22 protein-coding genes are annotated in these 22,341 nt (G+C 49.2%); 16 read left to right on the forward strand and 6 right to left on the reverse strand.

Annotated elements, in window-relative coordinates:
- Positions 1 to 305 precede the first annotated feature (305 nt).
- Complete coding sequence (locus IE064_RS09510; RefSeq protein WP_189617607.1) at positions 306 to 683, reverse strand: DUF3301 domain-containing protein; 378 nt, start codon at positions 681 to 683, stop codon at positions 306 to 308.
- Positions 680 to 1,693 carry a DUF3549 family protein gene (locus IE064_RS09515; protein WP_189617608.1) on the reverse strand — a complete coding sequence of 338 codons (1,014 nt, stop codon included), beginning with the start codon at positions 1,691 to 1,693 and terminating at the stop codon, positions 680 to 682. Before IE064_RS09515 ends, IE064_RS09510 begins: the two co-directional genes overlap by 4 nt.
- Before the next feature lie 104 nt (positions 1,694 to 1,797).
- On the opposite strand from IE064_RS09515, the gene IE064_RS09520 reads away from it, so the two are divergent.
- Complete coding sequence (locus IE064_RS09520; protein WP_189617644.1) at positions 1,798 to 2,115, forward strand: YqcC family protein; 318 nt, start codon at positions 1,798 to 1,800, stop codon at positions 2,113 to 2,115.
- Positions 2,093 to 2,902: a tRNA pseudouridine(65) synthase TruC gene (gene truC / locus IE064_RS09525; RefSeq protein ID WP_189617609.1), complete on the forward strand. Its 810-nt coding sequence runs from the start codon at positions 2,093 to 2,095 to the stop codon at positions 2,900 to 2,902. The genes IE064_RS09520 and truC overlap by 23 nt, the downstream gene beginning before the upstream one ends.
- 11 nt (positions 2,903 to 2,913) lie before the next feature.
- Here truC and IE064_RS09530 read toward each other — a convergent pair whose 3' ends face one another.
- Positions 2,914 to 3,081: a hypothetical protein gene (locus IE064_RS09530; RefSeq protein WP_165900082.1), complete on the reverse strand. Its 168-nt coding sequence runs from the start codon at positions 3,079 to 3,081 to the stop codon at positions 2,914 to 2,916.
- A gap of 113 nt (positions 3,082 to 3,194) precedes the next feature.
- Here IE064_RS09530 and IE064_RS09535 point away from each other — a divergent pair, with 113 nt between their 5' ends.
- The 3 genes from IE064_RS09535 to purU all read left to right on the forward strand — a co-directional run bounded on the left by IE064_RS09535 (position 3,195) and on the right by purU (position 6,051).
- Positions 3,195 to 3,656, forward strand: coding sequence for a flavodoxin (locus IE064_RS09535; RefSeq protein ID WP_189617610.1), 462 nt, complete (start codon positions 3,195 to 3,197; stop codon positions 3,654 to 3,656).
- Positions 3,611 to 5,116, forward strand: coding sequence for a PTS transporter subunit EIIC (locus IE064_RS09540; RefSeq protein ID WP_189617611.1), 1,506 nt, complete (start codon positions 3,611 to 3,613; stop codon positions 5,114 to 5,116). Before IE064_RS09535 ends, IE064_RS09540 begins: the two co-directional genes overlap by 46 nt.
- Positions 5,117 to 5,214: 98 nt before the next feature.
- The gene (gene purU, locus IE064_RS09545) at positions 5,215 to 6,051 is read left to right on the forward strand and encodes a formyltetrahydrofolate deformylase (protein ID WP_189617612.1); all 837 of its coding nucleotides are present in this window, start codon (positions 5,215 to 5,217) and stop codon (positions 6,049 to 6,051) included.
- Between the two features lie 66 nt (positions 6,052 to 6,117).
- Here purU and dapD read toward each other — a convergent pair whose 3' ends face one another.
- Genes dapD through map form a run of 3 tightly spaced genes read right to left on the reverse strand, consistent with a single transcriptional unit; the run spans position 6,118 to position 10,352 of the window.
- Positions 6,118 to 6,942 (reverse strand): 2,3,4,5-tetrahydropyridine-2,6-dicarboxylate N-succinyltransferase, encoded by an 825-nt coding sequence (dapD, locus tag IE064_RS09550; protein WP_133038100.1) that lies wholly within the window; start codon positions 6,940 to 6,942, stop codon positions 6,118 to 6,120.
- 14 nt (positions 6,943 to 6,956) lie between these two features.
- Entirely contained in the window at positions 6,957 to 9,530 is a 2,574-nt protein-coding gene (gene glnD / locus IE064_RS09555; RefSeq protein WP_189617613.1) for a bifunctional uridylyltransferase/uridylyl-removing protein GlnD, read from the reverse strand.
- Between the two features lie 21 nt (positions 9,531 to 9,551).
- Positions 9,552 to 10,352 carry a type I methionyl aminopeptidase gene (gene map / locus IE064_RS09560; protein ID WP_133038102.1) on the reverse strand — a complete coding sequence of 267 codons (801 nt, stop codon included), beginning with the start codon at positions 10,350 to 10,352 and terminating at the stop codon, positions 9,552 to 9,554.
- A gap of 367 nt (positions 10,353 to 10,719) precedes the next feature.
- Between map and rpsB the strand changes: the two genes are divergently transcribed.
- From rpsB to lpxD, 11 genes are all read left to right on the forward strand, one after another.
- The gene (gene rpsB, locus IE064_RS09565; protein WP_133038103.1) at positions 10,720 to 11,448 is read left to right on the forward strand and encodes a 30S ribosomal protein S2; all 729 of its coding nucleotides are present in this window, start codon (positions 10,720 to 10,722) and stop codon (positions 11,446 to 11,448) included.
- 127 nt (positions 11,449 to 11,575) lie between these two features.
- Complete coding sequence (gene tsf, locus IE064_RS09570; RefSeq protein ID WP_189617614.1) at positions 11,576 to 12,451, forward strand: translation elongation factor Ts; 876 nt, start codon at positions 11,576 to 11,578, stop codon at positions 12,449 to 12,451.
- 70 nt (positions 12,452 to 12,521) lie between these two features.
- The gene (pyrH, locus tag IE064_RS09575) at positions 12,522 to 13,250 is read left to right on the forward strand and encodes a UMP kinase (RefSeq protein ID WP_189617615.1); all 729 of its coding nucleotides are present in this window, start codon (positions 12,522 to 12,524) and stop codon (positions 13,248 to 13,250) included.
- Positions 13,251 to 13,315: 65 nt separating this feature from the next.
- Positions 13,316 to 13,837, forward strand: a complete 522-nt coding sequence (frr, locus tag IE064_RS09580) for a ribosome recycling factor (protein WP_242695048.1) — start codon at positions 13,316 to 13,318, stop codon at positions 13,835 to 13,837.
- Positions 13,838 to 13,932: 95 nt separating this feature from the next.
- A complete protein-coding gene (gene uppS, locus IE064_RS09585; protein ID WP_229799944.1) occupies positions 13,933 to 14,748 on the forward strand; it encodes an undecaprenyl pyrophosphate synthase in 816 nt (271 codons plus the stop codon).
- A gap of 20 nt (positions 14,749 to 14,768) precedes the next feature.
- Positions 14,769 to 15,626 carry a phosphatidate cytidylyltransferase gene (locus IE064_RS09590; protein WP_133038108.1) on the forward strand — a complete coding sequence of 286 codons (858 nt, stop codon included), beginning with the start codon at positions 14,769 to 14,771 and terminating at the stop codon, positions 15,624 to 15,626.
- 5 nt (positions 15,627 to 15,631) lie between these two features.
- A complete protein-coding gene (ispC, locus tag IE064_RS09595; protein WP_189617617.1) occupies positions 15,632 to 16,819 on the forward strand; it encodes a 1-deoxy-D-xylulose-5-phosphate reductoisomerase in 1,188 nt (395 codons plus the stop codon).
- A 16-nt stretch (positions 16,820 to 16,835) separates the two neighbouring features.
- On the forward strand, positions 16,836 to 18,218 hold the full coding sequence (gene rseP, locus IE064_RS09600; RefSeq protein WP_189617618.1) for a sigma E protease regulator RseP: 1,383 nt from the start codon (positions 16,836 to 16,838) through the stop codon (positions 18,216 to 18,218).
- 31 nt (positions 18,219 to 18,249) lie between these two features.
- Positions 18,250 to 20,733, forward strand: a complete 2,484-nt coding sequence (bamA, locus tag IE064_RS09605; protein WP_189617619.1) for an outer membrane protein assembly factor BamA — start codon at positions 18,250 to 18,252, stop codon at positions 20,731 to 20,733.
- A gap of 62 nt (positions 20,734 to 20,795) precedes the next feature.
- Positions 20,796 to 21,290 carry an OmpH/Skp family outer membrane protein gene (locus IE064_RS09610; protein WP_165900084.1) on the forward strand — a complete coding sequence of 165 codons (495 nt, stop codon included), beginning with the start codon at positions 20,796 to 20,798 and terminating at the stop codon, positions 21,288 to 21,290.
- Between the two features lie 3 nt (positions 21,291 to 21,293).
- Entirely contained in the window at positions 21,294 to 22,319 is a 1,026-nt protein-coding gene (gene lpxD, locus IE064_RS09615) for a UDP-3-O-(3-hydroxymyristoyl)glucosamine N-acyltransferase (RefSeq protein WP_189617620.1), read from the forward strand.
- Positions 22,320 to 22,341: the final 22 nt, after the last annotated feature.

Below are 22,341 nucleotides of genomic sequence, written 5' to 3' on the forward strand. Positions count from 1 at the left end.
AGCGGAGTTTCATGATGAAACTCTCATCAGGACGAAGTACAGGACGTTACCGCAGGATGCTCAGGGATGAAACGGGACACGCTTACGGATTAAGCAATGACCGGTAAAAGGAACTATCGGCTGGAAGGGACTGGTACTTGGGTACAGGGACTCACCAGGAAGGTAAGGGAGCAATGGACGCATCTCATTCGCAAGGATGGAGCAGGGACGCAATTGCATAGCAGGAAGGCTTAGCAAAGTGATAGAAGGGCGCGGCTCAGTGAGTCGCGCCCATTCTTTTTTATGTCACAGATCGCCATTGATAGTTAGTGACATCCACCTGAACTGCAGCTACTACCACAACCTCCGCCGACCTTACCTCGACTGGTCGGAGCCTGTTCCCAGTCAGGTTCGGGAAATATCGGCCACTCAATTTTTTGAATGCGTTTCCCGAGCATGTGGATATGCCCTTTAAACTGATTAATACCATCAGTGCTGAATTCAAATTGAAAACTTGCTTTCCAACCTAAGCCAGCACTAAGACTCGGGCGCGCGGCATTCATGGCCACAGATAAAAGTTGCACTCGTTGGCGCTGAACTTCACGTTCGGCAAATTGGCGACAAATCTCAGCCATCTGGCGTAACTGCCAGAAAAATGCTGTAATTACCACAACGCCAGCCATTAAAATAAAATCAGTCATCATTGTTGCGTGTTCCTGAAGAGTCCACCGATAGCGGCACTGAGTTGCACACTCCGATCCGGGTTGCGTAATTCGCCTAACAGCAACGGCCGAATTGCCGGAATCGCCACAATATCAGCAAAGATCCTGTTAAAGAAGTCCTGAGTTTGTAACGCTAGGGATTCTAGAAAAATTTTGCGGCATGGCGCTTGTTTCAGCACTAACCAGCAACGTGCGGCAACAGCCAGCAAACATTCTTGACTTAGGTTTTGCTGCGCAGCAATCGTCATTATGGCGCTGGCGCAGTGTTGCGGCTGTGACGCTAACGCCCTTATAAAAAAAGGCTGAATAGCACTGTCGCGCAACGATAGTGATTGTGTAATGTGCTGTGCCAGCTGTGGCGAAATCGTCATGTGCTCCAGTAATTGGCATAAAGCGATTTGAACTTCCATCGCCGCTGAATCAATGGCACTTAATAACATCTCCGGATGATCTAGCAGCTCGGCTCGGGCGCAAATATCGGCCAATCCCTGAAGACCTACGGCTTGCCATTGATCGCGGCTGACCTTTCCTGATAGATACTGGCATGCATATTCATATTGAGAGGATGCGGCTTGCCCAAGTTGGCGACGCACCAAGGCGTTAAATAACGCTAGTTTTTCCGGTGCTGGTCGATAGCTGAATGGGTGGCTGGCCAGCCGTTGTTGCTGCGCTTCTGTCAGCTCTTGCTTGAGATCCGTTCCCATGGCGTCGAGTAACATCTCAATGAATTGGCTACGTCCTGCCGGATTCAATAAGCCTTGTTCATCTAGCGGCAGTTTCAAGAACCAGATAAAAGGTGTGGCAGCATGCTCCCAGAACACCAATGCGAAACACGCGTGCCCTTGTATCGGGAACGGGTAAGGTGATGTCAGTGCTTCAATCTGCCGAAATGCCATAACATCAATCGGTTGAACCCTACGGCCCATATCGTAGATCAGATATTGACTCTTCGCCGCGCTTAACAGCTCGCCAAACGTAGAAATTGTGTGCATAAGAGATCCGGGATGCCAGCTAAGATTGCCGGGCATTATAGGGATAAGCTGTTGTGGATGGTATGATAAGCCCCTAATTAATTGCAGGGGATAGTGTGGGACAGATGTCTTATCAGCAAACAGCAAAACATCTGCAGACCATTGAACATGAGCTGAAGCGCTTGCAAATGTGGAGCGAAAATCGCCCATCAGATATGGCCCTTGCCAGTACAGCGCCTTTTGCCTGTGATGCCTTACCATTTGAGCATTGGTTACAGTTTATTTTTCTACCAAAGATGCAGCATTTGGTTGAGCAACAACTCCCGTTACCATCGAAAATGGCAGTGGCACCTATGGCTCATTATGTGTGGGCGCAACAGCCGGCAACGCACGATTTAATTTTAGTGTTGGAGATGCTGGATGAACTGCTCAGTGGAAAGTGATGTACTGCCTGCGGAAGAAACCGCGCCACTTATCCGGGTGTTGTACGAAGATGAGTATCTGGTGGCTATTCATAAACCTGCCGGACTATTGGTGCACAAAACCTACCTTGCCCGCCATGAAAAATTTTTTGCCATGCAGATGACCCGCGATCTGGTGGGATGCCATGTGTATCCGGTTCATCGGTTAGATAGGCCCACTTCCGGCGTATTGTTGTTTGCCAAAAGCAGCACAGTTGCGCATCAATTGTGTGTCCAGTTTGAATCGCGGTTGGTCAGCAAATACTATTTGGCGCTGGTACGCGGCAATATGTTGCAAGGCGGTGTGCTGGATTATCCGTTAAAAGAGGAATTGGATGAGGTGGCAGATAAAATGGCCTCTCACCCCCCACAAATGCAAGCTGCGGTTACCCGCTATGAGCCTCTGCTCAACGCTGAAATTCCCGTTCCATCAGGTCGCTATCAGACTTCTCGTTTTGCACTACTGCGGTTACAGCCGCTCACTGGTCGCAAACACCAACTGCGACGTCATATGGATCATCTGCGCCACCCCATTATTGGCGACACTGCACATGGTGACGGTAAGCAGAACCGTTTTTTTCGTGAATATTTCGGGATTAATCGGATGTGGTTACTGGCACAAAAGTTGTCGCTGATACATCCAGTGACTGGTACAGAGCTGTCGGTGGTTACAGAACCAGAGCCAGAATGGCAGCAAATTTTTACTGCTTTGGGCTGGGAGGATGATGAACTATGTTCCAGCCGCTCATTAATGGTTGCTGGAACATAGTTCATCACAGGTTACTTATTGCGTTGCTGCATCATGTCCAATAGTGGCATGTAGGCATCAAGGGTAAAGTGATGGTGGTGTTCGTCCTGCTGGCGAACGGCTTGGAAGTAACAGATTTTGCGAGTATGGGTGATACGTTGGTGTTGTTTCAGCAATTTCTGGCGGCTACTCTGGCGCATTACTGCGTTCCTTTATGGACTGAATAAATGTGTTCGGCTGCTTTGGTCTAGTTGCAGGCGGGGCAGTCGATAAAGTATTTTGGGAAGGTAATTTCCCGGTCGCGAAGTATAGCATGAAAAAAATCAACATAGTGTTCGGATCAGTTTATGGCAGTGCACAATATGTTGCGGAAACGCTCGATAACGCATTGGCTGACGCAGGGTGGCAAGTGCAGTTGTGGCAACCTGAGCAGTTGACTGGATTTGTACCACCTGAAGATGAACTGTTGCTGGTGATCACCTCAACGACTGGTGATGGCGATTTGCCTGAAAATATCATGCCGTGGTTTGCGATGATGAAAGACAGCGCTCCTTACTTATCGCAACTGCATTATGCGGTCATTGCACTAGGTGATTCCAGTTATGATACGTTTTGTGGTGGTGGTAAACAGATGGATGCGCTGCTGAGTGAACTGGGTGCAAAGCGTGTTGGTGCACGCTTGGAGATCGATGCCTGTGAAACCATGGAACCCGAAACTGAGGCGCTAAAATGGCTCGAAACTTGGCTGCCACTGGCCACCTCCGTCAGTCATTAAACTGGCTCAATACCCATTGGTTCAAGTTCGCCCAGCATCTTAGTCAGGCGTTGTTAGCCCCAATTGCTATCTTGCCAGCGGCAGGTTTGATGATCGGCCTGGCGGGCTCGCTCTCCTCGGCGATGCCACCATTATTGTCATCGTTGTTATCCAATGTCGGTCAGTTTGTATTTGCTATTATGCCGTTGCTGTTTGCTGTGGCTATTGCGGTGGGGTTTTGCCGCGATCAAGGTGCTGCAGCAATCAGCGCGGTATTTGGTTATGGGGTGTTTACGGCTGGCTTGGGCGTATTGGTTGCAGACAAGCAATTGCCGGAGATGATGCTCCTTGGGAGCAATACGCTTGATACCGGAATTGCCGGGGGAATGGTGCTTGGAGCGGCAACTTGTCTGGCGCTATATCTCAGTCAATATGTGAAATTGCCCGTGGTATTGTCATTTTTTGAAGGCCGACGCAGTGCGCCACTGTTGATGCTGCCGCTGGCATTACTGCTGGCATGGCTATTTTCTTATGTCTGGCCGCCATTGGCACATTATATTCAACAGTTTTCTGATTGGGCCGTTTATCAAAAACCACAGTGGGCATTTGCGCTTTACGGCACGGTTGAACGTTTATTGTTGCCGCTTGGTTTACATCATATCTGGAATGCGCCGTTTTTTTTAGAGTTTGGACAATATTCCGCCAATGGTGAAGTTATCAGAGGCGAAATTGCCCGTTACCTCGCTGGCGACCCTCAGGCGGGCAATCTTGCTGGCGGCTATCTGATTAAAATGTGGGGCTTACCTGCTGCGGCTTTGGCAATGTGGCGTTGTGCGGACAAAAGTGAACGCAATCGGGTGGCCGGTATTATGTTGTCTGCCGCTGCAACTAGCTGGCTTACCGGTGTTACCGAACCGATCGAATTTGCTTTTTTGTTTGTTGCCCCTGTGCTCTATCTATTACACGCGTTGCTGTGTGGTTTTGCCTATCTTATCTGTGTGATGCTGGGGATCCATTATGGTATTAGCTTTTCTCAGGGCGCATTGGATCTGGTGTTGATGTGGCACAATTCTGCTAATGCCGGTTGGTTGTTGATTCTGGGGCCATTAACGGCGGTGCTTTATTACGGCATATTCAGTACTGCAATCATGGTTTTTAACCTGAAGACCCCTGGACGACTGGAACCGTTAAAAGACGCTGGCTCAGCTCCGCGGCAACCGTTAGCAACTGACGATAGCGATACTCCGCTGCGACTTATCAGCGCCTTGGGCGGTGCCGCTAATATCCACTATCTCGGGGCGTGTATGACGCGCTTACGACTCAACGTTATTGACCCTTTGCTGGTGGACAAATCGCGCTTGTTGGCGTTGGGTGCCAAAGGGGTCATTGTCATGGGCTTAGGCGTTCAGGTTGTGTTTGGCACTAAGGCTGAAGCGATGCGTCAGATAATGCAGCGTCATCTAGATCAGCATGTCGGTTAAATTTTTTATAGTAATAATCAACTTTTATTGGGATTTGTGCGGCATTTTTCGGTTTGCTATGGCATATTCCTCAGTCGAGATATACTTCGGGGAAGGAAATGCAGCGTAAAATTCTGATGACGGACTGTGCCGACGAGCGTGGCCTCATTGCCAAAATCACTGGTGTCTGTTTCAAGCACCAGCTTAATATCATCAAAAACAGTGAGTTCGTTGATAATCGGCAACAGCGTTTCTTTATGCGGACCGAACTGGAAGGCGAGTTTCACGAGTCTCAGTTACTCGCTGATCTTGAACAAGTGTTACCGCCAAAAAATCAGATGCGCCTGATCGATGCCGGTCGTAAGCGGATAGTAGTGTTAGTAACTAAAGAAGCCCACTGTTTAGGTGATCTGTTGATGAAAGCCTACTACGGTGCTTTAGATGTGGATATTGCTGCGGTTGTTGGTAATTACCAAACGTTGGCGCCGTTAGCGGACAAGTTCAATGTGCCTTTTCATTACGTGACCCATGAAGGCCTGAGCCGGGAAGAACACGAGCAAGCGTTGTTGCAGCTGATCACACCGTATCAGCCCGATTACCTAGTGCTCGCGAAGTTTATGCGGGTTTTGACTCCAGTATTTGTGAGTCACTACCCAGGCCGGATCATCAATATTCATCACTCCTTTTTACCGGCATTTATTGGTGCTAATCCATACCGCCAGGCGTGGGAGCGCGGCGTGAAAATTATCGGAGCGACTGCACACTTTGTAAATGACAGTCTCGATGAGGGGCCGATTATTAAGCAAGACGTGATCCCGGTGGATCACAGTTACAGTGCTGAGGATATGGCTCAGGCGGGACGTGATGTGGAAAAAAGTGTCCTCAGCCGAGCGTTGGCGTTGGTACTGAATAACCAGGTGGTGATAAACGGTAACAAGACGCTAGTATTTAAGTAGATTAAGTAGTGATTTTGCCAAAACAAACCCGCCATCAGGCGGGTTTGTTGATGGTGTGGTCATTGCTTAGTCAACAATACGCAACAATTCGTTGATGCCGACTTTGCCACGAGTCTTGGCATCGACTTTTTTCACTATGATAGCGGCATACAAACTGTAATTACCACATTTGGATGGCAAGCTACCAGCGACAACTACCGAGCCTGCAGGTACTCGGCCATAATGGATTTCTCCGGTTTCACGGTCGTAGATTTTAGTGCTTTGTCCAATGAAGACTCCCATCGAAATGACCGACCCTTCCTCAACGACAACCCCCTCTACAATTTCAGAACGGGCACCGATGAAGCAGTTGTCTTCGATAATCGTGGGGCCTGCCTGCAAGGGTTCCAGCACGCCACCAATACCAACGCCACCGGAAAGATGCACATTTTTACCAATTTGGGCACATGAACCCACAGTAGCCCAGGTATCGACCATGGTGCCTTCGTCTATATAGGCGCCGAGATTAACGTAGGACGGCATCAATACCGTATTTTTGGCAATAAATGAACCTTTGCGGGCCGCGGCTGGCGGCACTACGCGAATGCCTTCGGCACGAAAGCGCGCATCGTCGTAACTGGCGAACTTCATCGGTACCTTGTCAAAATATTGGGTTTCGGTACCGTCAATGACACCGTTATCAAAAATGCGGAATGACAGCAATACGGCTTTTTTCAGCCATTGATGTACCTGCCAGGCACCATCGATTTTTTCGGCAACACGTACTTCACCGCGATCCAGCATATCGATGACATGCGCCACATCAGCACGCAGGGCAGCATCTACCGTTGCCGGACTTATCTGTGCGCGGGTTTCAAATGCCGCTTCAATACGTTGGCGTAACGCCTCCATAACTTACTCCCGTCTTACTGTGTCTGTTGATTGGAAAGGGTACTTATCAGCGCTTCCCTGAGCTGTTGTTGGCGCACTTCATCCAGCGCCTGACCTTCTGTTGTCTGTAGAATAAAGAAATCTTCTGCACGCTCACCAATGGTGGTAATTTTGGCGGATTGCAGGGTGATGCCGCAACGGTACAGGATGTCACCTATTTTGGCGAGCAACCCCGGGGCATCAAGGGCAATCAGTTCCATCATGCTGGTGCTGTGTTTCTGACTGGGCAGGAAGGTCACCTGAGTCGGCACACTAAACGGTCTCATAATGCGCGCCATCTTGCGGAACTTGGGCATTTTGGTGGTATCGCCGGATAAGGCTTTTTCCAACGCTTTGCGAATGCTCTGGATCCGCGATAGTGCCTGTACTGCGGTGCCATCCTGTTCCAGGATCACAAAGCTGTCGAGGGCAAAATTGTCTCTGGTCGTCATAATGCCCGCATCATGCACGTTGATATTTTTGTTATCGAGTACCGCCATAACCGTCGCAAACAGTCGCGGCCGGTCTTTACAATAGATAAACAGTTCTGTGCCACCGCGGGTCATATGTTTGGAGACCAGCACCAGTGGTTCATCTTGTCGATGTTTGAGAATGGCTTCCGCATGCCAGGCTATCTGGTTGGGTTGATAGCGTAGAAAATAGTCAGCTTTAAAGCGCTGCCACAGGCTGTCGATGGCCTTTTCTTTCAGCCCCCGACGTAACAGTTCTTTCTTGGCCTTAGCTTGGTGTTCACGCACTCGGGCCCTGATATCAACCGGTTTTTCTTTGCCCCGCGCTAACACTCGCTGTGCTGAGAAATACAGATCTCTGAGCAGTGAGCCTTTCCAACTGTTCCAGGTGTGCTCGTTTGTGGCACAGATGTCGGCCACTGTCAGGCAGTAAAGATAACTGAGATGTGAGGCATCGCGGACTTTATCCGCAAACTGGGCCACGACCTCTGGATCTGAAATATCCCGGCGTTGCGCCGTAATCGACATCACCAGATGGTTTTCTACCAGCCAACTGACTAACCGACCATCGTGGCTATTAAGCCCGTGCAGTTTGCAAAATTCCAGCGCATCGGCCGCACCGAGTTTGCTGTGGTCGCCGCCCCGGCCTTTGGCGATATCGTGGAAAATCGCCGCCAATACCAGAAGGCCTTTTTTGGGCAACTGGTTGATTAAAATTGATCCCAACGGAAATTCATCACGCTGTTCCTGCTGTGAGAAGTGCTCAATATTAAGCAGCAGGCGATGGGTATGCTCATCAACGGTATAGGCATGAAATAGGTCAAACTGCATTTGACCTTCAATGTTACGCCAAGCAGGGAGATACGCGGACAAAATACCATGTTTGTGCATCAGCGATAGCGCTTTTATGCCGCGGGGATGCCGCAGAATTTCCATAAAGGCTTCGCGACACTGTTCATGTTCCAGCAGTGGTTGCACCAGATCGCGCCGAGCATTGCGTAGCGCTCTCAGTGTCGGAGCATAAATGCCAAGAATGTTGGAGTTACGCGCCACGTACAGAAACAGTCTTAGTAACTCTTCAGGATGCTGGAACGGTGACGCCTGCAACGCTTCAATAAAGGGGCCTCGGCGCTGGTAATGCTGATCAATCGGTTGAATTTCCAAGGCGCTGCCATCGCCCAATGTGGCACGTTTAAACAGCTGTAGTAACATTTCGTTCAGTTCCATTACCCGGCGTACCGTGCGGTAATAGCGCTTCATCATCTGTTCAACGGCTAGTTGGGTCGCATCTTCATAACCCATCAGTTCCGCCACCTGTCGCTGCACATCAAATAGCAGGCGGTTTTCATCACGGCCAGTGGCGATATGCAAGGCAAAGCGGAGTTCCCACAAGAAATTCTGCGATTCTAGTAGTTCGTCAAGCTCCGCAGGTTCTAGAAATTCGTGATCGACCAATTCCCGCAGATTGGCGGCGTTGAAATGCCGAATGGCAACCCAGGCAATGGTCTGAATATCGCGTAGCCCGCCTGGACAAGTTTTGATGTTGGGCTCTAGATCAAAGGCGTTGGCTTTGGCGTGGCGCAGTCGCTGTTCATCGCGTTTGGCACGGAAAAATTCGCTGGACGGCCAAAATTGCTGTTCACGGATCTTATCGTATAGCAGGTCAAAAGCGGCTTCGGGGCCGACCAACAGTCGTGCTTCCAACAAATTGGTGGCGATGGTGATGTCGGCGCGTCCCTGTTCTAGCGTTTGCTCCAAAGTGCGGACACTATGGCCTATCTCTAACCCGGTATCCCATAAAAATGCGATAAATTCGCTGAGCCGGGCTTCTGCTTCTGCGCCCGCATGGTTTGGCATCAGAAACAACAAATCAATATCGGAGTGTGGCAGCAACTCGGCTCGGCCATATCCGCCAACAGCGATCAGTGCAATACCGGCATGGCTTAGTCCCAGTTGTTGCCAATGCTGTATCAGCAGTTGGTCAACAAAGCGGCTGCGTTCGGCAACCAACTCGGTGATTTTGTCGCGATTGGCAAACCTGAGTTGTAGGTGCTGCAGGTTTTCGCTAAGAGCGGCTTTGGCGGCTTGCGCAGTGACCATTATTGTCCTTAGTTGCTTACATCACACATGATTGATGATCCGAGGGAAATCTTCGTTACTACGCAATGTCAGTACTTCCACGCCAGTATTGGTGATCAGTAAGGTGTGTTCCCACTGAGCAGATTTTTTACCATCCACCGTAGTGACAGTCCAGCCATCTTGTTCATTAAGCACGGTTTGGTAACGGCCAGCATTAATCATTGGCTCAATGGTAAAGCACATGCCAGGTTTGAGGATGGTGCGATCATTGTTACGGTAATGGACTACCTGTGGTTCTTCGTGGAAGCCTTTGCCAATGCCGTGGCCACAATAGTCACGCACGATGGAAAATTTGTCTGCGCCACTCTTACTGGACTTCACCAGCTTTTCGATGATGGTACCTATTTCTCCTAACTGCATGCCTGGCCGCACTTTGCGGATAGCAGCGTACAGGCATTCCTGAGCAATGCGGCAGAGGCGGCGATCCTTTGGGCTCACTTCGCCGACCATAAACATCTGCGAGGTATCGCCATGATAGCCATCTTTGATGACCGTAATATCCAGATTGATGATATCGCCGTCTTGTAACGGTTCATCATTGGGAATGCCATGACAGATCACTTCGTTGATGGAGGTACAAATAGATTTTGGAAAGCCGTGATAGTTCAGTGGCGCTGAAATTGCGCCATTGTCCTCAGTAAATTTGGCACAAAGGCGATCCAGTTCATTGGTGGTGACCCCAGGTTTGACATGGGGCTCAATCATTTCTAAGACGTCTGCTGCCAGTTTGCCAGCTGCGCGCATTTTTTCAATTTCTTCAGCAGTTTTGATAGTAATACTCATAGCGATTTCTCAGCACCGGAACCCATCACAATGTGGCCGGTTAAATCAGGTTAAAACAGTGGGAGTTGAACGATAATACGCTCGTTTGACCCATCAAAAAAGACCGCGTTTGTGGGGCCTTTCGCGTTTGTGTTTTCCGGGCTTTTATGGTATAAAGCGCGCCGTTATGTTTGACTCTAGGAAACGGCGGATTTCAGCGGCGTAAGCCAGAAAGCGTTCGAGTCTAGATGAAAGCTGGCGGCCATTATACATGGCAATTGTGTTAAATACTAAATCACACACGAGTCGACACATTTCCCGGGGTGCCTTAAAGGTCGGGAATATGGGATTCGTGGAGGTATAACCCCTTTAATCTAAGGTAAAGAAAATGACTACAGTTTCTATGCGCGATATGCTCCAAGCCGGTGTACATTTCGGTCACCAGACCCGTTACTGGAACCCTAAGATGAAGCCATTCATCTTTGGTGCTCGTAACGGTGTACACATCATCAACCTCGAGCACACCGTGCCAATGTTCAACGAAGCGCTGGCTTTCGTGAGCAATGTAGCTTCCAAAAAAGGTAAGATCCTGTTTGTAGGCACTAAGCGTGCTGCCAGTGAATCTATCAAAGAAGCTGCTATTTCCTGTGATCAGTTCTATGTCGACAAACGCTGGTTAGGCGGCATGCTGACTAACTGGAAAACTGTTCGTCAGTCAATCAAACGTCTGAAAGATCTGGAAACTCAGTCTGTAGACGGTACTTTTGACAAGCTGACCAAGAAAGAAGCGTTGATGCGCAGCCGTGAGCTGGACAAGCTGGAAAAATCTCTGGGCGGTATCAAAAACATGGGTGGCCTGCCTGACGCCATCTTCGTTATCGGCGCAGACCATGAACACATCGCTATCAAAGAAGCCAACAACCTAGGGATCCCTGTCGTTGCAGTGGTAGATACCAACTCTACTCCTGATGGCGTTAACTATGTTATCCCTGGTAACGATGATGCTATGCGCGCTATCCGTCTGTATGCTGATTCAGTTGCCGCAGCGGTAAACAGCGGTCGCGGCCAAGATCTGGCTGTGCAGGCTGAAGAAGCAGGTTTTATCGAAGCTGAGTAATTAGTAAGGCGTGATGGCAACATCCCCTTATTAACCGCGGTATCTGATGGTTAACAGGGGTCATATGGCCCCTGTTTTATAAGATAACCCGGTAACTTTTGTCGAATTATCAATTGAGGATTTAACAATGGCAATTACTGCTGCCCAAGTTAAAGAACTGCGCGAACGTACTGGTGCAGGCATGATGGACTGCAAAAACGCCCTGACCGAAGCCAATGGTGATATCGAACTGGCTATCGAAAATATGCGTAAGAGCGGCGCTGTAAAAGCGGCTAAGAAAGCCGGTCGTATTGCAGCAGAAGGCGTGATCCTGACCAAGAGCGAAGGCAACGTTGCCGTGTTGTTGGAAGTGAACTGTGAAACCGATTTCGTTGCCCGTGATGTTAGCTTCCTGGCATTTGGTAACAAAGTCGTGGAGTTGGCGCTGGCTAACAATATCACTGATATCAACGAGCTGCTGGCCGCTGATCTGGATGGTGACACTGTAGAAAACACCCGTGCAGCACTGGTAGCCAAGATTGGTGAAAACATCAATGTACGTCGTGTATTCCGTTTTGAAGGTGAAAACCTCGGCGTATATATCCACAGCAGCCGTATCGGCGTGGTCACTGAACTGAAGGGCGGCGATGCTGAGCTGGCCAAAGATCTGGCAATGCACGTTGCGGCGTCTAACCCACAGTTTGTGAAGCCTTCTGACGTTCCTGCTGAAGTGGTCGAGAAGGAAAAAGAAATCCAGATCGAAATCGCGATGCAGAGCGGTAAACCAAAAGAGATCGCTGAGAAAATGGTTGCTGGTCGTATGGCCAAATTCACCGGTGAAGTCAGCTTGACTGGTCAGCCATTTGTGAAAGATCCTTCGATCATTGTTGCCGACCTGCTGAAGCAGAAAGGTGCCGATGTGATCAACTTTACCCGTATTGAAGTGGGTGAAGGTATCGAGAAGAAAGAAGAAGATTTTGCTGCAGAAGTCGCTGCCCAGATTGCAGCTTCTAAAAAGGCTTAATCGACTGTTACCGTGACCTTGAAGACCGCAGCAACCGCTGCGGTCTTGTTATGACCAGGATATAAATAACATGAGCACCAATCCCAAACCTGCATTTCGACGTATTTTGCTGAAACTCAGTGGTGAAGCCCTGATGGGCGATGAAGGTTTCGGTATCGACCCTAAAGTACTGGATCGTATGGCCCAGGAGATCAAAGAACTGGTGGAACTCGGTATCCAGGTCGGGGTGGTTATTGGCGGCGGTAACCTGTTCCGTGGCGAGGGTCTTGCTAAAGCCGGTATGAACCGGGTGGTGGGTGATCACATGGGTATGCTGGCCACCGTAATGAACGGTCTGGCAATGCGAGATGCGCTGCACCGTGCCTATGTTAATGCTCGTCTGATGTCGGCAATTCCGCTAAATGGTGTCTGTGATGCTTACAACTGGGCTGAAGCAATCAGCTTGTTGAAGTCTGGTCGGGTCGTTATCTTATCTGCCGGAACGGGCAATCCCTTCTTTACTACCGACACGGCGGCCTGTTTGCGCGGGATTGAAATCGAAGCAGAAGTCGTGCTAAAAGGCACTAAGGTTGATGGGGTGTTTTCGGATGACCCGATGAAAAACCCCGATGCCACTAAGTACGAAACGCTCAGCTATAATGAAGTACTTGATAAAGAACTGAAAGTTATGGACTTAGCGGCATTTACTATGGCGCGTGATTACAATATGCCTATCATGGTGTTTAACATGAATAAGCCCGGTGCTTTACGACGGGTGGTGATGGGCGATCAGTCAGAAGGCACGCTGGTAAAAGCTTGATCTGAATTTGCATTAAAAGGAACTCTAACGTGATTGATACCATTCAAAAAGATGCACTGTCCCGCATGGAAAAATGTGTGGAAGCGACCAAAGCACAGATGACCAAGGTACGTACTGGACGTGCACATCCAGCCTTGCTGGATTCAATTCAGGTCTCTTACTATGGCACGCTGACACCGCTGAAGCAGGTGGGGAATATTTCCATTGAAGACAGCCGTACGTTAGCAGTGAGTGTATTTGACCGTAGCATGATCCAAGCGGTAGAAAAGGCCATCATGTCTTCCGACCTCGGGTTGAATCCGATGTCTGCTGGCACTGTTATCCGTATTCCGTTACCAGCGCTGACGGAAGAGCGTCGTCGTGATCTGGTAAAAGTGGTACGCGCCGAAGCGGAAAATGGTCGTGTGGCGGTACGTAATGTTCGCCGTGATGCCAACTCTGAAGTGAAAAAGCTAGAAAAAGACAAAGTTTGCACTGAAGATGATGTGCGCCGTAGCGAAGATGAAATCCAGAAGATGACTGACCAGCATATCAAGAAGATTGATGAGCTGTTGACTGCAAAAGAAGCCGAATTGATGGAAGTCTGATATTGGCTTGTTAAACTAGAGTTGAAACGCCGTGTAGCGTTATACTACACGGCGTTTGTCTATTTATAAGGGTTGTAAACTAGATGTCATCCAACATGGACGCCGCTTCATCGTCTAATGACTTAACAACGGAGTGTCAGACATCGGAGCATTTACCAGAGCAGTTGTCCGACTTGGTGAAGCAGACGATTCCTAATCATGTCGCTATCATCATGGATGGTAATGGGCGTTGGGCGCAGGCCAAGGGCAAACCGCGGGTGGTTGGACATCGTGCGGGGGTCAAAGCTGTGCGGCGAGCGGTCAGTACCGCCAGAAAACTCGGGGTCAAATCATTAACCCTGTTTGCCTTTTCTAGCGAAAACTGGCGGCGGCCCGATCAGGAAGTCAGCCTGTTGATGGAGCTGTTTTTTACAGTCCTCCGGCGTGAAATCAAGGTGTTGCACTCCAACGGTGTGCGGCTCAACATCATTGGCGATACCAGCCGTTTCTCCGAACGTTTACAGAAACAGATCCGTGCGGCTGAAGCCTATACTGCCGACAACCAAGGGCTGATCCTGAATGTGGCGGCTAATTATGGTGGACGTTGGGATATTGTTCAGGCTGCCAGAACCCTGGCGGAAAAAGTGGCAACTGGTGAAATGACCAGCAGTCAGTTGACCGAATCAGCGCTAGCAGAGCATTTATGCATGCAAAACCAGGGTGAAGTTGATTTAATGATCCGCACTGGTGGTGACTACCGCATCAGTAATTTTATTTTATGGCAGGCTGCTTATGCCGAACTGGTGTTTATGGATACACTTTGGCCCGATTTTGACGAACAGACATTTTGTCAGGCGATTGAATTGTTCAGTAGCCGTCAACGACGTTTTGGGTTGACCGGGAATCAGATCGAAAAAATACGCAATATATAGCCCAGGAAGAGGAAAGTTTTTTGCTAAAACAACGAATAATAACTGCAATTTGGCTGATCCCACTGGTACTTGGTGCCATCTTCCTGTTGCCAGCCAACTATTTTTCATGGGTGTTAGTGCCGGTTTTTTTGATTGCAGCCAAGGAGTGGGGGCATATTATAGATAAAGATTGTACCGTCACGCAGTGGAGCTTCACGCTAACCCTTGGCATAGTGCTGGTAGCACTCAATCTGTTGGTGCCAGCAGATGCCGTATGGACTCGTGGTCATCTACACCCGATTATGCTGGCGGTGATCCTAGTCGGTGCGTGTTGGTGGCTGGTGTCATTATTGCTGGTGTTGTTCTATCCTCGTAGTGCCAACTGGTGGCAAGGCAGTCCTATGCTTAAATCCATGTTTGGTCAACTGACATTATTACCCGGATTTGCCTCGTTTATTGCACTTAAGTCCTTGAGTAGCACAACCGATCCTTATTGGGGCGGCGTGCTGGTATTGCTAGTGATGTTAATTGTGTGGGCGGCGGATTCAGGCGCTTATTTTGCGGGTAAAGCCGTCGGTCGGATAAAGCTTGCGCCGCATGTGAGCCCAGGAAAGACATTGGAAGGGTTTATTGGAGGATTGCTTACCACCTTGATAGTCGTCGGCATTGTCATGTATTTCTCCCCAGAACAGGAGTTAGGGCTAGTGATCGGTGTGGTGCTGTTTACGGCATTGGCCTCCGCACTGGGCGATCTGTCGGAAAGCATGTTTAAACGTGTGGCACAGATCAAGGATTCTGGCAATATTCTGCCGGGACATGGCGGGGTGCTTGACCGTATTGACAGTCTCACAGCTGCGCTGCCGATATTTACGCTTCTTTATATTGCTTTCTGGATGTAATGAAAATGCAGAACATGGTTATTTTAGGCGCGACCGGCTCAATCGGGACCAGCACGCTGAGTGTCATAGCGGAAAATCCCGACGCCTTTAATGTGTTCGCCCTAGTAGCCAACACTAATGTCAGTAAGATGGTGGCTTTGTGTCGTCGGCACCAACCTAAGGTGGCGCATATGGTCGATGCCAATGCGGCACAAGCGTTGAGAGCAGAAGTTGCTGACTTAGACATTGAAGTCACCAGTGGTGAGTCTGAACTAGCAGATTTGGTCACACGCCCAGAAGTAGATTCGGTGATGGCGGCAATTGTGGGCGCTGCCGGAATGGCGCCAACCCTCGCGGCCGTGAAAGCGGGAAAACGGGTGCTGCTTGCCAACAAAGAAGCCTTGGTAATGTCCGGTAGATTATTTATTGACGCCGTTGCTAAATATGGCGCCACCTTGCTGCCCGTTGATAGTGAGCATAACGCCATTTACCAGTGTTTACCAAAGGACGCACAGCAACAAATTGGCCGTTGTAATCTAAAAGTCGCGGGTATTTCCAAGATTTTACTCACCGGTTCTGGTGGACCCTTTCTTCACGCGGAACTCAACAGTCTGCCTGCGGTAACCCCTGCTCAGGCAATCAAGCATCCGAATTGGTCGATGGGGCCCAAGATTTCCGTCGACTCCGCGACCATGATGAACAAGGGTCTGGAATATGTGGAGGCTCGCTGGTTATTTAACGCCGGAATTGACCAGTTACAGGTGGTGATCCACCCGCAAAGCGTGATCCATTCTATGGTGCAATATCAAGATGGCAGCGTGCTTGCGCAATTGGGAAATCCTGATATGCGTACGCCAATTGCTCATTGTATGGCCTATCCCGCCAGAATTGTCTCCGGCGTGGAACCTTTAGACTTTTTCAAAGTCGGACAATTGAGCTTTTGCGAACCGGATTATACGCGTTTCCCCTGTTTGAAACTGGCGATGGCCGCCTGTCGGGCTGGACAGGAAGCCACTACAGTGCTGAACGCTGCTAATGAGGTGGCAGTTGAGCACTTCCTGAAAGGGGCGATCCGCTTTACCGATATCGCAAAAGTTAATGAATTTTGTCTGGAGCATGTCCTGCAATCGCCACTTGACTCGATTGCTGATATTCTTGCTCTCGACTACGAAGCCCGCGTCTGTGCCCGTAAGGGCTTGGCGCTTTGCCATTGAGGATAATTGACGGCTGATGCTAGCTTTTTTGTGGAATCTCGGTGCCTTTATTGTTGCATTAGGGATTTTGATCACCGCCCATGAATTCGGACATTTTTATGTGGCCCGCCGCTGTGGTGTGCGAGTGCAGCGTTTTTCTATCGGTTTCGGTAAAGCCATCTGGCACCGAATCGGTAAAGATGGAACGGAATATGTCGTCGCGATGATCCCTCTTGGCGGTTACGTTAAAATGCTGGATGAGCGTGTTGAAGCGGTTCCTCCAGAGCTGCAACATGAATCCTTTAATCGCAAGAGTGTATGGGCGCGTATGGCTATTGTGGCAGCCGGTCCGATTGCTAATTTCATTTTTGCCGTTATTGCCCTGTATTTTATGTACCTGATTGGGGTGCCGACGGTAAAACCCGTGATAGAAGCTACACGTTCGGGCAGTCCTGCAGCGGTGATGCAACTGCAACATCCGCAGCAGATTGTGGCGGTTTCAGGGCAAGCGGTCAGAAACTGGGAAGAGGTCAATCTCGCCCTAGTAAGCCACATCGGCGAACCGTCTTTGTCGTTGACACTGGCACCTGTGAGCGATATCAGCAGCTCCGATGATGCTGCTCGTCTCAATGGTAAAACGTATCAGTTAGATATCAGTAAGTGGCATTTTGATCCCGATAAAGAGTCACCGATTACCACGTTGGGACTTGAGATATACCGCCCTAAAGTGGTGCCGACATTGGCCGAAGTTGTCACAGGTGGTGCGGCTGCCCAAGCCGGCTTGCAAGTAGGCGATACCCTGCTGGCGATTAATGGTAAGCCGTTACAAGATTGGCAAAGCTTTGTGGCACAGATTAAAGCGGCGGCGGATAAAACACTGCAACTGACTATCCGCCGCAATGGTGACCAGCTAGTGCTGCCAGTGACGCCTACAGCACATAAGAGTGCTACTGGTGCGATGGAAGGGTATTTAGGGGTGTCACCTATTGCGCCCAAGTGGCCAGATAATATGCAACTGGAGTTGCAATATGGCCCACTGGAATCTGTCACCATGGCAGCACAGAAGACCTGGCGGCTCACCGCTGTTAGCGTCAAGATGCTAGGGAAACTGTTTACTGGGGATGTTTCCCTGAAGAGTTTGAGTGGGCCAATCTCGATTGCGCAAGGGGCGGGTAATACAGCCTCCTTTGGATTGGTATATTTTCTGGGGTTCCTCGCGTTAATCAGCGTAAACCTCGGTATCATTAATTTGGTACCGTTGCCTGTGCTGGATGGGGGACACTTGATGTATTACGTGATTGAAGCTATCACACGTAGGCCTGTATCCGAACGGATCCAGGAAATTGGATTCAGATTTGGGGCGGCGTTGCTGCTGGTATTGATGAGCATTGCCCTCTTCAATGATTTTGCCCGACTCTGAGCAAGGACTGACAAATAATTAGAAGTGCTCTATGCGAATAAATAAACTTTTTGCCTCTATGTTACTGGTCGGCGCCGCTTTTTCAGGGAATGGTTGGGCCGAAACTTTCAAACCTTTTAAGGTCACAGACATTCAAGTCGAAGGTTTACAACGGGTCGCCTTGGGGGCCGCGTTGCTGAATTTGCCGGTCAAAGTCGGGGACACGGTGGATGAACTGAAATTGCAGCAGGCCATTAAAAGTCTGTATGCCTCAGGTAACTTCGAAAATATTCAGGTTTCCCGTGATGGTGATGTGCTGGTAGTTCAGGTGCGTGAAAGGCCAACCATCAGTGCCATTACCTTTGATGGCAACAAAGACATCAAAGAAGAGCAGCTAAAGCAGAGTCTGGACGATAGCGGTGTCAAAGTGGGTGAGTCCCTTGATCGCACCATGCTTTCTGATATTGAAAAGGCGTTGCAGGACTTCTACTACGGCGTGGGTAAATATGGCGCTAAGGTGCATGCACAGGTCATCAATTTGCCACGTAACCGTGTGGAGCTGAAGTTTAAGTTTACCGAAGGGATGGCCGCTGAAATTCGCCAGATAAACTTTGTTGGCAATAAGCATTTCAGTGATGAAGAGTTAGCCAATCTGCTGGAGTTGAAAGACTTTGTTGCGTGGTGGAATTTGTTTGGTGAACGTCGTTACCAGAAACAAAAACTACAGGCAGATTTAGAAACGCTGAAGACCTTCTATCACAATCATGGCTATATCCGCTTTGATGTGACCTCGACTCAGGTGTCCATGACGCCTGATCGTAAGGGCTTATATATCACCATCAATGTTAACGAAGGTGAGCAATATAAAGTGAAAGCGGTAAACCTGACCGGCGATTTGATGGGGCGTGAGGATGTGCTAAAAACTATCCTGCCATTGAAAGCGGGTGAGCAGTATAACGGCGCTGATGTGACCTTCACTGAAGAGATGTACAGCAAGTTCCTCGGTCGTTTTGGCTACGCTTATCCCGAAGTAAAAACCATGCCGGAGATTGATGATGCAAATAAGGAAGTGACCCTTAACATCAATATCAATCCAGGCAAGCGGGTATATGTCCGTTCCATCAACTTTACTGGTAATAATGTTACCGCAGATGAAGTGATGCGTCGCGAATTGCGGCAGATGGAAGGGGCTTGGCTGAATTCAGCACTGGTAGAGCAATCCAAAACGCGTTTGAATCGCTTGGGTTATTTTGAAACCGTTGATACCGAAACCGAAAAGGTGGCGGGTACTGACGATCTGGTGGATGTACTATTCAAAGTAAAAGAGCAGCCTTCTGGCTCCTTTAACGCAGGTATTGGTTACGGTACTGCATCTGGCCTGAGTTTGCAGTTTGGTATTTCCCAGTCCAACTTCTTGGGAACGGGGAACCAGGCGGGCATTACCCTGAATACCAACAAATATTCCAAGAGTATCAACCTGTCTTATACCGATCCTTACTTTACTAAAGATGGTATCAGTCTCGGCGGTAGTGTGTTCTGGAGTGCATTCGATGCTAACTCGGCTTATCTGGAACGCTATAAGAATGACTCTTATGGGGTTATGACTAGCCTTGGCTTCCCTATCAACGAGACTAACCGTATTAATGCTGGTGTCGGTTATCGGCATAACACCATTTCCGATGCTTCTGATTATGAACAGGCGGTTCGTTTCTATAACATCTATCGCAATACAGATGCGGTGAACTCAGATTTAAGCTTTGATAACTTTGAAATCAGTTTAGGTTGGTCGCGTAGCACACTAGACCGTGGTACTTTCCCAACCGATGGTTCGTCACAGCGCTTGAGTGGTCGTATGACGGTGCCCGGCTCAGATCTGAAGTTCTTTAAGACAGATTTCGAAACCAACTTCTATTTCCCATTGAACCGCTCTCATAGTTTTGTGTTCTTGACCCGTGCTCGTTTGGCTTACGGTAATGGTTACGGTAAGTACAATGATAATGATCAGATATTGCCGTTCTGGGAAAACTACTACACCGGCGGTAGCTCTTATCTGCGTGGCTTCAAGTCCAATTCGGTAGGCCCAAGAGCATTCTATATGTATCGTGACAGCGCCAACTGCTCACCCGATCCGTCTGGAGATGGTTGTTCATTACCCGGAGATGTTAACTCTATCTATGTGCGTAGCAGTCGCTCTATCGGCGGTAATGCGCTGGCAACGGCCAGTATGGAACTGATTGTTCCAACGCCATTCTTGGATGAGGCATATTCAAACTCTGTACGTACCAGTTTCTTTGTCGATGCCGGTAACGTCTGGGATACCGAGTTTAATTACGATGCTTATCGTACCTTGCCAGCTGAAGAATTTGCCAAGCTGGCTGACTACAGTGATCCAGGGCGAATCAGATCGTCTTGGGGGCTGAATTTGCAGTGGTTGTCACCTATGGGCCCCATGGTGTTCAGCCTTGCCTGGCCAATCAAGAAATTTGAAGATGACGACACTGAGATCTTCTCGTTCAATATTGGCAAAACATTCTAAAACACATAAACTCGGCAAGCATTGCTGAAACCACAACAAGGAGTTTAACTTTGAAAAAGCTAATGAACGGCGCACTGGTGTCGCTGATGTTGGTTGGCGCACCCATGGCTGCTTATGCGGAAAAGCTGGCTGTAGTAGATATGGGCGCCGTGTTCGAACAGATCCCACAGCGCGAACAGGTGACCAAACAGCTGAAAAGCGAATTTGGTGATCGTATGGCTGAAGTGCAGAAACTTCAGGACGAGCTGAAAGGTTTGTTGGAAAAACAGCAGCGTGATGCGCAGCTGATGACCGATGCTCAAAAAACCGATCTGGTACGTAAGATGGAATCACTGAAGGCGGACTACCAGCTGAAAGGTAAGGCGCTGGATGAAGATTTACGTCGTCGCCAGGGTGAAGAACAGAATAAACTGTTAGTCAAAGTACAGAAAGCTATCAACGATATCGCCAAAAAAGAAAATTACGACATGGTGCTGCAACGCGGTGCAGTCATCTATGTGAAGCCTGAACAGGACATCAGCAGTAAGGTGGTTGACGCCCTGAGCAAAGGCCAGTAATCAATGAATAGTGTTTCTCTGAAACAGCTTGCCGAGCATCTGGGTGCAGAACTCCGAGGAAATGCCGAACAGGTAGTTTCTTCGGTGGCACCGCTCGACAAAGCTGTGTCTGGACAAGTGTCTTTTTTGTCCAATCCTAAATTGCGGCATCAGTTAGATGTAACGGCTGCCAGCGCTGTTATCCTGAGTCAGGATATGGCTGAAACCTATCCAGGTAACGCTTTAGTTGTTAAAGATCCCTATGTTGGTTTTGCCAGAACTGCTCAGTTACTGGACAGCACACCCAATGCTGCAGAAGGTATTCACCCGTCAGCGCAAATCCACCCATCAGCTAAACTCGGCACCGGGGTAGCAGTTGCGGCCAATGTGGTCATTGGTGCCAATACGGTGATTGGTGAAAATACCCAGATTGGCGCTGGAACAGTGATCGGCCCTGATGTGATCATTGGCTCTGGTAGCCGCCTGTGGGCTAATGTGACTGTGTATCATAATGTACACATGGGTATGAACTGCATTATTCATTCCGGTGTGGTGCTGGGTTCTGATGGTTTTGGTTATGCCAATGAGCGTGGTAACTGGATCAAAATTCCCCAAACCGGTGGCGTCCGCATTGGTGACAACGTCGAAATCGGTGCCGGTACGACGGTTGACCGTGGCGCTCTGGAACACACCGAGATTCATGATGGGGTTATCATCGATAATCAAGTGCAGATCGCCCATAACGATATTATTGGTGCTCATACCGCAATTGCGGGTTGTACCGTACTTGCTGGCAGTGTGACCATTGGCAAATACTGCATCATTGGTGGCAGTTGTGCGATTTCTGGACATTTAACAATTACAGATGGGGTTCATCTCTCGGGTGCAACCAACATCACTAACGATGTTAAGGAACCTGGGTTATACTCTTCCGCCACTGTGGCCATGGATAACCGTCTGTGGCGTAAAAATACCGTCCGTTTCCGGCAGTTGGACGAGTTGTTCCAACGGGTCAGAAAGTTGGAAAAAAGGCTGGATACAGAAGAATAAACGCCGCTGTGACGGCGCGAGG

Source organism: Shewanella fodinae, assembly GCF_014651955.1.
In the GTDB taxonomy this organism is placed as follows: Bacteria; Pseudomonadota; Gammaproteobacteria; order Enterobacterales; family Shewanellaceae; genus Shewanella; species Shewanella fodinae.